Source organism: Renibacterium salmoninarum ATCC 33209 (assembly GCF_000018885.1).
In the GTDB taxonomy this organism is placed as follows: domain Bacteria; phylum Actinomycetota; class Actinomycetes; order Actinomycetales; family Micrococcaceae; genus Renibacterium; species Renibacterium salmoninarum.
This window is the reverse complement of record NC_010168.1, coordinates 2,508,175-2,523,320: the sequence shown is the minus strand read 5'-3', so window position 1 is coordinate 2,523,320 and position 15,146 is coordinate 2,508,175. Positions and strand designations below refer to the sequence as shown.

General features: G+C 57.4%; 7 protein-coding genes, 1 tRNA gene and 4 pseudogenes. 7 read left to right on the top strand and 5 right to left on the bottom strand.

Translation table 11 applies throughout. The features are described 5' to 3' along the window. The first annotated feature begins 147 nt into the window (after positions 1-147). The 5 genes and pseudogenes from RSAL33209_RS12435 to RSAL33209_RS16495 all read left to right on the top strand — a co-directional run bounded on the left by RSAL33209_RS12435 (position 148) and on the right by RSAL33209_RS16495 (position 6,313). On the top strand, positions 148-471 hold the full coding sequence (locus RSAL33209_RS12435) for an HU family DNA-binding protein (RefSeq protein ID WP_012246198.1): 324 nt from the start codon (positions 148-150) through the stop codon (positions 469-471). A gap of 236 nt (positions 472-707) precedes the next feature. Continuing rightward, positions 708-2,795: a bifunctional copper resistance protein CopD/cytochrome c oxidase assembly protein gene (locus RSAL33209_RS12430; protein ID WP_244862347.1), complete on the top strand. Its 2,088-nt coding sequence runs from the start codon at positions 708-710 to the stop codon at positions 2,793-2,795. Then, a pseudogene (locus RSAL33209_RS12425) lies at positions 2,795-4,713 on the top strand (NHL domain-containing thioredoxin family protein). The gene RSAL33209_RS12430 and the pseudogene RSAL33209_RS12425 overlap by 1 nt, the downstream one beginning before the upstream one ends. Before the next feature lie 213 nt (positions 4,714-4,926). Continuing rightward, entirely contained in the window at positions 4,927-5,433 is a 507-nt protein-coding gene (locus RSAL33209_RS16500; protein ID WP_012246193.1) for a TolB-like translocation protein, read from the top strand. Next, entirely contained in the window at positions 5,420-6,313 is an 894-nt protein-coding gene (locus RSAL33209_RS16495) for a S9 family peptidase (protein WP_049758989.1), read from the top strand. Before RSAL33209_RS16500 ends, RSAL33209_RS16495 begins: the two co-directional genes overlap by 14 nt. Positions 6,314-6,340: 27 nt before the next feature. Here the strand turns inward: RSAL33209_RS16495 and RSAL33209_RS12415 are convergent. Further along, a pseudogene (locus RSAL33209_RS12415) lies at positions 6,341-7,607 on the bottom strand (IS3 family transposase). On the opposite strand from RSAL33209_RS12415, the gene RSAL33209_RS16490 reads away from it, so the two are divergent. Then, the gene (locus tag RSAL33209_RS16490) at positions 7,503-9,317 is read left to right on the top strand and encodes a glycoside hydrolase domain-containing protein (protein ID WP_080503828.1); all 1,815 of its coding nucleotides are present in this window, start codon (positions 7,503-7,505) and stop codon (positions 9,315-9,317) included. The pseudogene RSAL33209_RS12415 and the gene RSAL33209_RS16490 overlap by 105 nt on opposite strands. A 98-nt stretch (positions 9,318-9,415) precedes the next feature. Here RSAL33209_RS16490 and RSAL33209_RS12400 read toward each other — a convergent pair. The 4 genes and pseudogenes from RSAL33209_RS12400 to RSAL33209_RS12385 all read right to left on the bottom strand — a co-directional run bounded on the left by RSAL33209_RS12400 (position 9,416) and on the right by RSAL33209_RS12385 (position 13,905). Beyond that, a tRNA-Pro gene (locus RSAL33209_RS12400) sits at positions 9,416-9,492 on the bottom strand. An 87-nt stretch (positions 9,493-9,579) separates the two neighbouring features. Continuing rightward, a pseudogene (locus RSAL33209_RS12395) lies at positions 9,580-11,392 on the bottom strand (ABC transporter ATP-binding protein). Next, positions 11,389-13,212 (bottom strand): annotated as a pseudogene (locus tag RSAL33209_RS12390) (ABC transporter ATP-binding protein). The pseudogenes RSAL33209_RS12395 and RSAL33209_RS12390 overlap by 4 nt, the downstream one beginning before the upstream one ends. 111 nt (positions 13,213-13,323) lie before the next feature. Next, a complete protein-coding gene (locus RSAL33209_RS12385) occupies positions 13,324-13,905 on the bottom strand; it encodes a hypothetical protein (protein WP_041684789.1) in 582 nt (193 codons plus the stop codon). A gap of 664 nt (positions 13,906-14,569) precedes the next feature. On the opposite strand from RSAL33209_RS12385, the gene RSAL33209_RS17625 reads away from it, so the two are divergent. Next, positions 14,570-14,791 (top strand): hypothetical protein, encoded by a 222-nt coding sequence (locus RSAL33209_RS17625; protein ID WP_145962166.1) that lies wholly within the window; start codon positions 14,570-14,572, stop codon positions 14,789-14,791. Positions 14,792-15,146: the final 355 nt, after the last annotated feature.

Here is a 15,146-nt window from a genome sequence, read left to right as displayed (position 1 = left end):
AACTGTGGAAAACATGGGGAAAACCGCCAAATTCCGCGGAAATCTCGGCGATTTTGCTGGCCAATACGGGTCTAGCTGGTATGTTTTCGAACAGTGGTTAGAACGCACCCCGTGTTTTAGCTCGATCCGAGGTCCAGGAGGACATACATGGCTAAGAACCGTAGTGAGCTCGTCGCTGAAGTTGCTGCCAAGGCTGAAACCAGCCAGGCTGCCGTGAACAACGTGCTCGACGCGCTGTTCTCGACCTTCGAGAGCTCCGTCGCCGCTGGCGAGAAGATCACCATCCCGGGCTGGCTCGCCGTTGAGCGTACCGACCGCGCTGCCCGCACCGGCCGCAACCCGCAGACTGGCGAGACCATCCAGATTGCCGCTGGCCACAGCGTCAAGCTGACCGCTGGTTCCAAGCTGAAGGCTGCTGTTGCTGTTGCCAAGAAGGCTCCCGCGAAGAAGGCTCCGGCCAAAAAGAAGTAATTTTACTTCGATTCGCTTCAGCTGAGGGCGGTTCTCACTTAGGGGAGCCGCCCTCAGCTGTTTCCGCGCCCAGCCGTTTCGGATAGCTAGACGGCTTCGCGTTAGCTAGACAACCTGCGTTCTGGCTAACGAAATGTTGTCTAGCTATCTGAAACGTGAATGGACGCAGACGTCCGGCGTGATCCTCGCAGAGCGGAAATTAGCCGCGAGCGCACCCAGTGCCGGACAATAGAGGGGTGCCAGTTGCCGTATCCAAACAAACCAGTCCAGCCAGCGCTGCCGAAGGCGTCCGAAACCCGTGGTTGTTGTTTGCCGGATTAGCGCTTGCGCTTGGACTTTCTGCGGAATTGCTCTTTGGTGGCGCAGTTGCCGCACCTACTCTGCTTGACCCCGGACCACTTGTGCGTTGGGGATTGCCCGCAGCGCTCGCCGTGCACAACATTGCCATCGCGGCCGTCGTCGGTGCGCTAATTTTCGCCGTAGTAATCCTGCCTAAAGACAAAATCGCCAAAGGCCGTTCCAGTAGCAGCACCAATAAGGACGAGCACCCAGCGTTCGCTCGGGCAATGGCGCTGGCCTCGGTGGCAGCCGTTGTGTGGACCGTTGCCGCAATCGCGGTACTGATTCTGACCTACCTCGATCAATCTGGTCTCTCCGTCTCTGGCAGCCCCGACTTCACCAGCGGCTTGGTCTACTTCATGACTGACATTGATTCCGGCCGGGCATGGCTGGCAATCTTTATCTTTGCCGCCGTCGTCAGCACTTTGTGCTTTGGCATTCGCTCACTCACTGGCCTGGGGCTGACCCTCATCCTGGCCGTCATCGGTATGGTGCCGCAGGCGTTAATCGGCCACTCGGCCTCTGCAGCGGACCATGAAGGCGCGGTCAATTCACTCCTCCTGCACATTGTTGGAGTGGCGATCTGGTTCGGCGGCATTACGGCGCTTACCGTGGTTTCGCCCAAACTTTCAGTACCCGAAGCTTTAACAGCAAAAGTCCTCAAACGCTTTTCCTCGTTGGCATTATTCGGATTCACGATCGTTTTCGCCTCTGGTGTGGTGAATGCATCCATCCGCGTCACCAGTTGGGACGTCCTTTTCAACTCGCCATACGGTCAATTGATCCTGATCAAAACCGCGGCAACCTTGGTGCTCGGCGTGATTGGCTTCATGCATCGGCAGTGGATTATCCCGCAGCTAGAGAAGGGCAAAAAGAGCACCAAACGAGTGCTGTGGCAGCTCATCGCCGTCGAACTTCTCATTATGGCGGCAACCAGTGGCATTGCCGTTGGCCTGAGCCGCTCCGCGCCGCCGCAACCCACTAGCTACGCGCCCAGCACGCCGCCCGCTGAAATTCTCTCCGGCTACCCATTGCCGCCGGAACTGACGCCGATTCGCTGGATTAGTGAGTGGCGGATTGACTGGCTTTGGCTCACCTTCGCCGTGGGTACTGCGGTAGCGTACTTCCTCGCGGTGCGAAAGATTCGACGCCGTGGCGACAGCTGGCCGGTACTGCGCACCATATCGTGGACAGTAGGCATGATCGCGCTGGTCTACATCACCTCGGGCGGCCCCAGCGTTTACGGCCGAATCCTTTTCAGCGCGCATATGGTGGACCATATGGCGCTCACAATGGTGGTGCCGATTTTCATGGTGCTCGGTGCGCCGGTCAGCCTGGCGCTCAAGGCGTTGCCGCCGCGCGCTGATGGCAGCAGGGGCATTCGCGAATGGATCCTGGTCGTGGTGCACTCAAAGTTCTCCGCCTTAGTGACGAATCCTTTGTTCGCCGCGGCCAACTTTGCTGGCAGCATCGTGCTGTTTTATTACTCGCCGATTTTTGGCTACGCCTTGCGAGACCACATTGGCCACGAGTTGATGAATCTGCATTTCACCATCACCGGCTATCTCTTTGTGTTGTCCTTGATCGGCATCGATCCAGTACCCCGCCGGGCGCCCTATCCATTGCGGCTGTTACTGCTTTTGGCGACCATGGCATTTCACGCCTTCTTCGGCGTCGCCATCATGTCCTCCACAACCCTGCTGCAGGCTTCCTACTTCGGCAATTTTGGCCGACCGTGGGGTCTGTCAGCCATTGCAGACCAGCAAATGGGTGGTGTCGTTGCCTGGGGGATTGGTGAGATTCCTACCGTTCTGGTGGCAATCGGCGTCGCTGTGCTGTGGTCTCGCTCCGATACGCGCGAGAGTAAACGTACCGATCGCGCCGCCGACCGGAATAACAACGCCGATCTCAATGCTTATAACGACATGTTCGCTCGGCTCGCGAAACGCGATTCTGACCACGACCAGCCAAAGGCAGGAAAATAATGACCGCAGGGAACGCTGCCGTGACGACGCAAAGTGCGCCCAGAATTCGGGCCTCGGAACTGGTTGGTCGGGGTTGGCTCAACACCGGTGGCCAGAGTCTGGATCTGCAGGCTCTGCGCGGCAAAATTGTGCTGCTAGATTTCTGGACATTCTGCTGTATCAATTGCCTGCACGTCTTGGACGAGTTGCGCCCGCTGGAGCAGAAATACGCCGATGTTCTCGTAACGGTTGGCGTGCATTCGCCTAAATTCGAGCACGAAGCCGATCCAGTGGCGCTCGCGGCCGCCGTCGAACGTTATGAGATCCAACATCCCGTTCTGGACGATCCGGAATTGGTGACCTGGTAGGCCTATGGCGCGCGGGCTTGGCCGACTCTGGTGGTCATTGACCCAGAGGGCTATATTGTGGCGAATCTTTCTGGTGAAGGTCATGCGGCCGGCCTGGAGTCATTCATCCCGGAACTGATCGCAATCCACGAAGCGAAAGGCACCTTGCACCGCGGTGACGGTCCTTATGTAGCGCCGGAACCGCGCGCTGGCACCTTGCGTTTCCCGGGCAAGGTTGCACCGCTGCGGAATAGGAATTTCCTGGTCTCGGATACCGGTCATCATCGTTTGGTGGAGTTGGAAGCCGACCTGGAGACCGTGGTGCGCGCCTTCGGCACTGGCACTAAGGGTTTTGCCGATGGTGCTGCGCAAATGGCTCGGTTCAACGAGCCGCAAGGCTTAGTGCTGCTGCCGGAAGTTTTGGCCGCCCAGCTGGGTTACGACGTCGTCGTAGCGGACTCGGTCAACCATCGTCTGCGCGGGATTTCCTTGACTGATGGCTCAGTGCGAACCTTGGCCGGAAATGGTGTGCAGCGGTTGCTCGATGCCGGCCCTAACACAGTAAATGACGACGGCGAGGGCACCTCTGGCGTGCTCAGCGGCGATCCGCTCACGATCGCACTCTCCTCGCCGTGGGATGTCACCTACTCGGAGACCCTTGGCCAGGTAGTGATCGCGATGGCCGGCACCCACCAAATTTTCGGCTTCGACCCGGCGGCGCAGACGGTAAGTATTTTGGCCGGCACCGGCTTGGAGGGTCTGCTCGACGGCGCTGCTGATCAGGCTTGGTTCGCCCAGTCATCCGGCCTGGCCGTGGACGCGAATGGCGATATTTGGGTCGCCGCTTCGGAAACTTCGGCGCTACGCGTTTTGCGGGTTACGGACGGCCGCGTGAATCGGGTGGAGACTGCGGTTGGCGAAGGGCTGTTCGACTTTGGATTCCAAGATGGCGACGCCTCAGCGGCCCGATTGCAACACCCGCTAGGCGTTGCAGCGCTGCCAGATGGCTCCGTCGCAATAGCGGATACCTATAACGGTGCTGTGCGCCGTTACGATCCGGCGTCGAAGACCGTGAGTACGCTGGCACGCGATCTAGCCGAGCCTTCCGATGTGGTTCTCGACGGCGATTTGTTGATTGTCGTAGAAGCAAACCGGCACCAGCTCAGCCGCGTTGCTCTGCCCAAGGAAGCGCTGCAGGTGGATGAGGGGTCTGCCCAGACTCAGCGACCGGCAATCAACGTCGCTGCAGGCGATTTTCCTTGGCGGTGCGATTCAGTGCGCCTACCGGAAAGAAACTCGATGACCGTTGGGGTGATCCAACTCAGCTGAAGATTGCTTCCACACCGCCGGAGCTACTCCTTGACGGCGGCGGGACATCGATTGGCTTGAACCGGACCCTCACGCTCAATGGTAAAATTCCGGAGGGCATTCTGCACATCACGGCCAGAGCGGCAGCTTGCGATGGTGAGCCTGGTGGTGAAATTCCCGACCACGCGGCCTGCCATCTGTATCAACAGGACTGGGGCATCCCAGTCCGTCTAACCGCGGACGGCGAAACCAGCCTGGCGCTAGACCTACGCGGAATGCACTAACCATCTTCGCTTCTAACTTCCGCCGAGTGTCGACTTGTGGCTGGTTTTCTTCCAGGAAACCAGCCACAAGTCGACACTCGGCGGAAGGGGAGTGCTTATGCCGGTCTTGTGGTAAACTTTGATGGTTACTTCTGAGCCCATCAAGAGCGCTGCCCCACCGAAAGCCCCTTCCACGATCTGAACCGATACATCGCGATTCCCCGACTAAGCGGGTTGACGCTCAGCGCAGATGGCCGGCGATTGGTGACCACAGTTGCCAGCCTGGATTCGAAAAGTACCGCGTATCGCAACGCACTCTGGGAGATTGACCCGCAAGGAGTTACGCCAGCTCGCAGGCTCACCCGCAGCGCTAAAGGTGAGAGCTCGGCAGCATTCAGCCAAGATGGTCGGTTGCTCTTTACCTCGGCCCGCCCCGATCCCGAGGCGGATAGCGAAGAGTCAATTGGCGCGCTTTGGGAATTGCCCGGTGAGGCCGGAGAAGCGCGATTGCTGCACGTTCGCGAAGGCGGCATGAACGGATTCACCGCGAACACTAGTTCTGCGCGAATCCTGCTGAACGCAAGTGTGCTGCCCGGCGCGGCGGATGAGGAAGCCGATGCGGAAGCGAAAAGCACGCAAAGAACACAAGATTTCCGCGATACTGCATTCTGGTTACCCGGTTCGCCACTGGGATCACGACCTCGGACCCGACCAACCCAGGCTTTTTGTGCTGGAAGATGAGCCGCAAGTCTCTGGAACGGTAGATGTCAGGGCCACGAAGCTTCGGCTCGTGACCGAGGAGATCGGCGTCGGCTTGTGCGGGGCTGGAACTGAATTGAGCCCGGATGGAAGTTTCGCCGTCGTCGGCGTATTCCGCCCGGTTGCAAAGGCAGATAATTACACACGCTTGGAGCGGATAGACCTCGACACTGGCGAACGTAGTGTGCTGATCGACGAGCCTGATGCACGATTCACGCCCGGACCGATCAGCCCAGACAATTCGCAGATGGTGGTGACTAGGGAATCAATCACTGACCCGGCGCAGGCGATGGAGCTGACGCTCTGGTTGTTTGATTTCAGCACCGGCAACATGAAGCAACTGGTGGCAGAGTGGGATCACTGGGCGGCTCCGCAGGCTTGGTTACCGCGGGGAGAGCGCCTGGTGGTTACCGCGGACCATAGGGGTCGTTCGCCAATCTTCTTGATCGACATAAGCTCTGGTGACGTTACGCAGATCAGCACTGACGACGCTTCCTATTCGAATGTCTTGGTTTCGCCAGACGGTAATACGCTCTACGCCTTGCGGAGTTCCTACGCCTTTCCGGCCGAAGCGGTTCGCATCGATTTGCAGTCGGGAGAGGTCTCGGCGTTGCTCGGCCCCGTGGCCCGTCCCGAACTTCCTGGCCGGATCGAAGAAATCAGCACGACGGCGGCCGACGGAGCCGAAGTTCGCGCATGGTTAGTTTTGCCGAAAGAAGGCAAAGCACCGCACCCAATGTTGCTGTGGGTGCACGGCGGGCCGTTGGGCTCATGGAATAGCTGGTCCTGGCGCTGGAATCCAATGATCATGGCAGCCCGAGGGTATGCGGTGTTGCTTCCGGATCCGGCGATGTCTACTTGAATCGCTCCGGTGTGTCCGGAGGGTTTCTCAGACGATGAGCCTGTCGGCGGCTGCCGTGCTCTGGTAGTGATTGTAGTAGTGGTTTTCTAGCTCTACTGGTGGGATGTCTCCGCAGTACTGTGTAGAGCCTTCGGTGGTTGTACCAATCGGCCCATTCAGCAGTGCCGATTTCGACTTCTTCTAGAGTCCGCCAGGGCTTGCCTGGTTTGATCAGCTCGGTCTTATAAAGCCCGTTGATGGTTTCCGCCAAGGCGTTGTCGTAACTATCACCCACAGAACCGATCGAGGGGCGGATACCGGCCTGGGCCAGGCGTTCGGTGAAGGCCAAGGAGGCGTATTGAGCCCCGGCATCGTGATGATGAATCACCCCGGAAATCTCAGCCCCGGCCCGTTCACGACTCCAGATTGCCTGATTAACTGCGTTGAGCACTAGCACGGTGTTCATAGAAGCACTCGCTGACCAGCCCAGGATCCTCCGAGAGTAAGCATCGATCACGAAGGCAACATAGACCCACCCGGACCAGGTCGAAACATAGGTGAAATCATCTACCCATAGCCGATCCGGTGCCGTTGGTGTGAAATCACGGCGGACCAAGTCCTTCGCTCGGGCTGCCTTCGAGTCTTTGATCGTGGTGCGTTTGACCTTGCCACGGACCGCACCCTGTATGCCAAGTAACCCCATGAGCCGTTCTACCGTGCACCTGGCCACCGGCACACCTTCACGGTTCATCGCCAACCAGACTTTCCTGGTGCCGTAAACCCCGTAATTAGCGGCATACACCTTCTGGATCACGGGCTTGAGCACCTCATCACGTTGTTCTCGGTGAGATCGTGTTTTATCCACCCATTCGTAGTACGTGGACGGGGTGGTCTTCACCCCGTCCCAGTAAGCACCTGGCAGATCGACTCGACACCCCACCGCAATCCATTATTCTCGCGGTGACCGGCATGGTCCTTGATGTATTTCACGATCAGTGTTGTGGCGGTCGAGTTCGACCGCGAAAAAAGCTGAAGCACTCCGAAGGATCGCGTTCGCCCGTTTCAGCTCAGCGTTCTCACGCCGTAACCGTTTCAGCTCGGCCGATTCCGTGCTCGTTGTTCCAGTTCTAGTACCAACATCGATCTCGGCTTGCCGGACCCATTTACGCACCGTTTCCGGCACACCCACACCCAAAAGCTGGGCAACTTTTTGCATCGCCGCCCACTCCGAAGATGCACCCTCCATCTCCGCAACCATGCGCACCGTACGATCCTTCAACTCCTGCGGATACCGTGTCGTAGTTTTCCCTGCCATGTCCTGATCCTCTCAAACAAGAAAGTCTCCGGACACACCGGGGCGATTCAGTACGGAGCTTTCGACAAGGCTAGCGGTTGGCTCAAAGCCGCCGACACGCTGACGAACAAAGCGGTAACCTTCGATGCCGCGACGGCGTATCAGGTGATGCTCAAGAATGTGGATGGAACGCCGCCTGAGGATTCGCAATTCCCTGGCTGGGCAGGGAACACTAGCTATCTCGAAAAAGGATATATTCCAGCGGATGCGGCCTATAACAAAAAGGGTCAAGACGATGATCGAGCCTTCCCTGGTTCGGCAACTATGGAATATGCCTTGGCGGACTGCTCTGTTGCGCTCGTTGCACAAGGCCAAGGTGACACTCCGAATGCACAGGCCCTTCGCGAGCGAGGTGGCAACTGGGCTAATGTTTGGGATCCTCAGCTCAGTTCTCAAGGCGAGACCGGATTCCCTCGCGTGCGGAACGTGGATGGCAGCTGGGGTCAGGGGGACCCGACGTCGGCAAATGTTGGCTGCCAAGAAGGCACTCCTTGGCAGTACCAATGGCTGACTATGCAAGACATGCCGGGGCTCATTAAAGCGCAGGGCGGAGATGCGAAGACCGTCTCCCGGCTGGACGCCTTTTTCGACCTGCCGGGAATCATGAAAGATCCGGAAGGGACTGCGCGTAAATCCTGGGTTATCGGTGCACTGAACTATGACAATTCCTTCCGGTTCAATCCGAATAATGAACCGGATACACATACGCCGTGGCTTTATGACTACGTCGGCCAACCAGCCAAAGCATCGGCAGTGTCCAGCGCTGCGCAATCTTTGTTTGTCAACAAACCAAGTGGTGTAACCGGTAACGATGACTTAGGGGCCATGTCATCCTGGTATGTCTTCGCGGCGCTAGGCATTTACCCCGGCATGTTTGGCACCGGAGATTTCTTGCTCAGTGCGCCATCGTTTAGCTCAGCAACCTTGAAATTGCCAGAAGGCAAGGTGCTTACCTTGAGTGCGCCAACAGCAAAAACGGACAAGCTTCAGTTCATTGACGCGCTTAACCTCGGTGGCCAGTCCATTGATCGAAGCCACCTCAACTGGAGTGAGCTTAAAGCTGGCGGAGACCTGAAATTCACCCTCGGAACTGACTCGGACAGCGCTTGGGAGACCTCTGCTACGGCGCGGCCAAAGAGTCCTTGCACTAGTGTGCCAACCATTGCCAACGTGCCGCCGTTGAGCGCCGAGGTGAATAAATCTCTTACCGCGCAGGTCGCAACAATCGACGCCAAACCGTCGCTTTTGACCGGTGCCCGAGCGGAGGTTGTCTGGAAAAATGGCAGCAAAAATACTGCCGAAATACAGCCACAAGGAATGGGACAAATCGTAACTTTGAAGCAGAGCTTCAATAACTCGGGTCTCCAAGAAGGTGTGCTCAATATCTTTGACGGCACGGGTGCGATGATCTTGAGTACCAACGTAACGGTTCAGGTGAGCGAAGCGTCGTTACCGGCAGTAACTCCCACTCCAACGGTGCCGTCGGGCGAGTCCGCTCACCCAGAAACAGGGCCGTCCGCTGATACTTCAGTTTCTGCGGATGCATCTTCAGATTTGGCCAATACCGGTGCTAGCCCAGCATTGCCAATATTGCTAGGGATACTCTTACTCATCGTCGGCTTGGTGTTGCTGCTAGCCATCCGACGCGGGCGGGGAGCTAAACACTCCTAGTTCACCTTGCCAACAAAAAGGGAGTTTCAGTCCGTGGACTGAAACTCCCTTTTTAGATTCTGCTGTTTCTCATGCGGTTCGCCTAAGAAAAACAGTGTTGGTCGGGGTGACAGGATTTGAACCTGCGGCCTCGTCGTCCCGAACGACGCGCGCTACCAAGCTGCGCCACACCCCGATGCTTCGCCACCCAAAGCGGCAAAGCAACTTCTCAAGAATAGCCGACTTAGCCCTAGTACCCAAACCCAAGTGGTTTGATCCGGGCTCAGCCCGAAACGAGCGACTCCTGCCAAGCTCCGTGTAGCGCAGCGAATCTTCCGCCGTCGGAAATCAGCTGAGCTGGCGTACCATCCTCAACCACTTTGCCGTCGTGCACTACCAAAACTCGGTCGGCAATCTCCACCGTAGACAACCGGTGCGCGATGATGATTGCCGTACGCGAAGAACCAGCCACTGAGCCGAGCAACTTTTTGAGCCCCTGCTGGACAACGAGTTCGGAAGGGATGTCCAAAGAAGCGGTTGCTTCGTCCAGAATGAGCACTGCAGGGGCAGCTAAAAACGCGCGGGCAAAAGAAATCAGCTGGCGTTGCCCAGCAGACACTCGACCGCCGCGCTTATTAACATCGGTGTCGTAGCCTTCGGGTAACTCCATGATGAAGTCGTGTGCGCCAACCTCTCGGGCCGCCGTTTCAATTTCAGCTCGGCTGGCTGATGGCTTGCCCAGTGCTATGTTTTCCGCGACCGATCCGCTGAACAAAAATGCCTCTTGGGTTACCATCACAATCGCTCGGCGTAGATCTTCCGAGGAGAGCTCTTTGAGCGGCACGCAGTCGAGCGTTAATGAACCGGCCGTGACGTCATAAAATCTGGCCACCAGCTTTGCTAGCGTCGATTTTCCAGCACCAGTTTGGCCGACGACGGCGACCGTTTGGCCGGACGGGATGGTCAAGTCAAGATGTGGCATCACTAGCGGGCCGGCGCCGTAGCCGAATTCCACGCCCCGAAAGACCAACTCGCCCCGCGGGTTTGGGAGCGGAATCGGATTCTTCGGCGGCCGGACGGTGGGCACCTCTTCCAGTAAGCCGGAGACCTTTTCCAAAGCGGCTTGTGCTGATTGGAAAGACGTATAAAACATCGCCATCTGATCCACGGGGGAAAAGAACCGTTTGGTCGCCAAGATCAAGGCAAGTAGCGCGCCAACCGCAAGACCACCGCTCAGCACGCGGAAACCGCCAAGCAATAAAACTACCGCGACCGTGACGTTGCCAATAAGAATCAGCCCTGGTTGAAAGATCCCCACCAAGTTGATCGATTTTAGCGTTACTTTGCGGTAATCCTCGGAGAGTTCGTCGTATCTGGTGCCATTGGTCTTTTCCCGACGGAATGCTTTGACCGCACGGATTCCGGTCATGGTCTCAATGAAATGCACAATGAGCTTGGCCGAGACCACTCGCGAGGCACGGAAGGCAACTTGTGAGCGTTTCTGGTACCAGCGGAAGAGCAAGGTCACGGGAACCGCGGCAAACAGGATGACTACTCCGGTCTGCCAATCGAGCGCGAAGATGCTGATCGCCGTCAGAACCAGGAATACCGCGCCAGAAGCTAGGGAGGAAACACCCGAATCTAACAGTTCGCGCAACGCCTCCAGATCTGAAGTTTGCCGCGAAATGATGCGACCGGAAGTGTATTTTTCGTGGAACTCCAAACTCAATTGTTGCGTGTGTCGGAAGACCCGTCGGCGCAAGTCGAGCAGCATTGCCTGGCTGAGCTGCGCCGTCGTCCGGACCTACCCGGCGGTCATCCAGGCAGTCAAAACCGCGGCAAGTAAATAGCCGCCACCTGTGATCACTAGCTGCCAAGGATTACCATCGCGCAGCGAAGGCAGCGCATGGTCAATGCCGAAAGCAATCAGCAGTGGCCCGGCAACTCGGGTGGCTTGGGATAAGACCACTAGGACAATTGTCAGGTTGAACCGGCCGAATCAACGAGCCAAGCAACCGCAGTGAACGCTTGCGGACAATCTTCGAATCGGCCTGGTTGAGTTTGACCCGGTCTCCGTCAGCGGTGCCGATGCTCATCGGGAAATCCCTTCCAAATCGTCGTCTAAGTCGTCTTCTAACTCGCTGTCCAGGTCCTTGGGCTCTTCGCTGAGGCTGGCCAGCACGTAGCGGTAGTGCGCATTGCTCGCTAGCAACTCAGCGTGGGTGCCAACCGCGCTCACGATGCCGTTTTCCATCAGAGCAACCCTGTCCGCTAGCGCCACTGTTGAGGGTCGATGCGCCACGATCAAGGTGGTGGTAGAAGCAAGCACCACGCGGAGTCGCGCTTCCACGAGTTCTTCCGTTCGAACGTCCAACGCGGAGAGCGGATCGTCTAGCACCAACACCGCGGGCTTGGCAGCGATTACCCTGGCGAAGGCAATTCGTTGCCGTTGTCCGCCAGAAAGACTCAAGCCTTCTTCGCCGATCAGGGTTTCAACGCCGTCGGGAAGCGAGTAGGCAAAGTGTGCCTGGGCGGTTTCTAAGGCCTGATCCAGCAGCTCATCAGAATGTTCGCAATCAAGGCCCAGCAGCACATTGTCCCGAACCGAAGATGAAAACAAAATGGTGTCTTCGAAGGCGACTGAGACAATCCGGCGCAGCTCATGCAGGGGCAAGTCGCGGATGTCCACGCCGTCCACGGCAATGGAGCCGCCAGTGACGTCGTAGAGCCGCGGTGCCAGTTGCAAGAGAGTACTTTTACCGCAACCGGTGACGCCAACAAGGGCCATTTTCTCGCCAGCTCGAATGCTGAGGTTCAAGCCTTTTAAGGTGTCTTCAGTTGAGTCTGCGTATCGAAAAGAAACATCGCGGAAGTCGACACTTCCGCCGACCGTTGCCAAGGTTTTTGGTGTTGCTGGATCGACGATCGTGTTCTCGGTGTCCATAACCTCAAAGTGCCGGTCGATCGCGGTTTTTGCGCTCAGCGACATCGCCATCAGCGGACCAATAAACTCCACCGGACCGGCAACAACAGCAGCGGTGGCAAAGAAGGCGACGACGGCGCCAACCGTGAGCTGGCCGCCGGCCACTAGTAGTATGCCCACCGTGAGTGCGGTGCCCAGCGCGAGCTCCGGGAGCAACGTGACGATCATCGAAAAGCTGGCCAGCGATCTGGCTTTGGAAATCTCAGTTTGGCGCAATTCTTCAGCTTGGCCACTGAAGTTGGCCAAAGCTTCTCGACTGCGGCCAAAAGCTTTCAGCACTCGGATTCCGTGCACAGATTCCTCGACGGCGGTGGCAAGATCGCCAGCTTGATCCTGGCTTTTCCGGCTCGCTTCGCGGTATTAGCGGCTGAACCGGAAGCCGCTAATCACGATCGGAATCGCGGCGGCAACGAAAATCAATCCCCGCACCCAGCTGAGCGTGAACATCAGGACAGTGCCAAGCAGCACCGTGGTGGTATCCACCACCAAAATGATTGCGCCAAAGGCCATCCAGCGGCGAATCAAATTCAGGTCGCTCATCGCGCGGCTCAGCAGTTGGCCCGAGCCCCAGCGATCGTGAAATGAGACGGTGAGATTCTGCAGGTGTTTAAAGAAGGTCGTCCGCATCTTTGACTCGACTGTGGTGGACGGCGAGATCACCAAAAGCCGGCGCAGTGCGACGAAGCCAGCTTCCAAAATACCCAGGACAAGCACGACGACGGCGGCAAGCCAAAGGCTAGCTGCTTCACCGCCTTGGTGAAGAGCTGAGCTGATGAGAACTTGATAGACCTGGGGGATGAGCAAGGCCACGATACTGGCAGCGAGAGCGCTGAACAGGCCCATCACCAAGCGCGGCATGATGGGTTCCATAAAGGGATAGAGTCGGCCGATGGATTGCAGGAGTGTGTTCTGTTTTAGTTTCGTATCAGTCATGCCAGCTTCTTTTTGACCCGAGCAGAGTAGTTGACCAGAGTAAATATCCTAGTCCTCTTTTGTGCGCCAGGTCACGACATTTCGGTTGACTGAGACGTGTCTTCGTCGGGTTTAGACCTGCGATTTGAGAATGTGGCCAGCGATAATGAAGGCGGTACCGGTACCGGTACCGAGGATTGCGGTTACGCCAGCGACTGTGCTCCAGACGACGGTATTAAGCTTCCAGCCGGACCTTTTTCCGTACATCGAAATGATGCTCGCGAAGACAATCGCGAGCATTGGCGCGAATTGGGACAGGCCATTGAGCCAGCCTATGAGCAGCTCGGTGCTTGAAAGCGGCGGATCTCGTTGGTCTAGCCGAGAGACTCCAAACACCAACGTCAGGAACGCGATGAATCCGGCAGGAATACAGGCCAACCTCTTGAGGCTCATGCACATGAGCTTAGTCCTCCTGTGCATCAACGGAGCTCGCGCGAAGCTCCAGTGTGCACTCACGGTTGTGGTACCCAGAATCAATACCGTGGCCGCAATGAATATTGGCCAATCGTGCGGATAGACATATTTAGAGGAGAGCACCTCGTAGTAAGCCTTGCTGGCAAAGAGCAAGAGCGTTGGGATGCTGATTGCCCAAAGGACGTTCAGGAGATATTCGGGCAGATGTAGCCAGCGGCCCTGCGGTGCCCGGGGCTTCAATTTAGGTGGAGTCCGCGAATTGGCAAATTTGGCAAAAAATGGGTGGGTTTGGCGGCAGTCAGACTCAAATCGGGGACTCTGCTCAGATCGCTTAGGTAGCTTCAACATAGTCGATCATGTAGAATTCTTCCCACAGGGATCATTTGCACATACCAGCGCGCTTTTTTGTCGGGATTCTGCCAGTCGACGGCTGCGCTTGAAATCAACGTTGCGTCGAATTTCAAGTAGTTACCCGAGCTGTTGCCACTGGTATCGATGATTAGGTCTAAATGGTAACTGGCCGGTTTTGACAAATCGGTATCTGGGCTCGCGGTGCGGAGGGCCTGCAACAGTCTCGCGTTGAGCGTCACCTGTCCATTGAAGTACTGCAACCAAGCCGCGCCTGCCTGATTGGTGAAAATTGAGCTGGTGTAGGCGTTGCCGTAGGCAGAAGCGAGTAAGTTGACTCAATGAGCGGGGGCTGTGCGCCACTGCGGCAACCGCATAAATTCTGAGCCAGAATTGAGCCACGTTGAAAAGGTGTTTAGCACGCTGGTCACCATGCTCTATTGGTCGCCGGCCGGAATGCGCAAAGCCTGCATGCTGCTCACTTTTACTGCTGGGCATTCGGAAGGGAGCGCAGACGCGTTCGGGTCCGCCTTCGGAGTGCGAGCTGTCATTGGGTTTGGCCGGGCTGCCGGTTGTGGCGGCGCTGGCGGCCCGAGGGCGGCTGTTTGGCTGGCGGAAAGCAGCCCAGCCGAGGCAAAGAATCAAGCTGCACGCAATGACTGTGCCCGTGGTGACGGTGTTGCGGGTCCAATTCTTGCATTCGGCCAAGGCATATATTGCGGCTGTTGCGAGGACCGCGCTCAGTGCGGCGGGCATCGCGAATGCGGCCAGAAAATAGGCTGGACCGGCGCCCGGAATTGCGGACGGGTCTTTGCCAGAATCGGCCTCAGGAGCGGAGGCAAGCAAGCCCAGCACCACTGTCGCGGTCGAAAACAGTGCAATCAGAGCACTAGCCAGCATCGTTCCGTAGAAAGCCGCCGAGCTGATGATCTTTTCCGCCCCACGGCGCAATAAACACCGAAGCTCTGTGCAGCAAGCAGCCCTACCGAGCTGGTGAGGGCAAGGAATGACTCGATTTTCCGGTTGCTGGTATCCGGCGGCGACGCCGTGTACCAACTGATGCTGGTGAGCAGAGTTAGTAAGGGGAGTGCGACACCCCAGCAGATGTTGAGAGCTTTTGTCTTTCTGCTGGA

Excerpts from the sequence above, each read along its gene's own strand:
- RSAL33209_RS12435 (WP_012246198.1), top strand. The coding sequence starts at position 148 with ATGGCTAAGAACCGTAGTGAGCTCGTCGCTGAAGTTGCTGCCAAGGCT.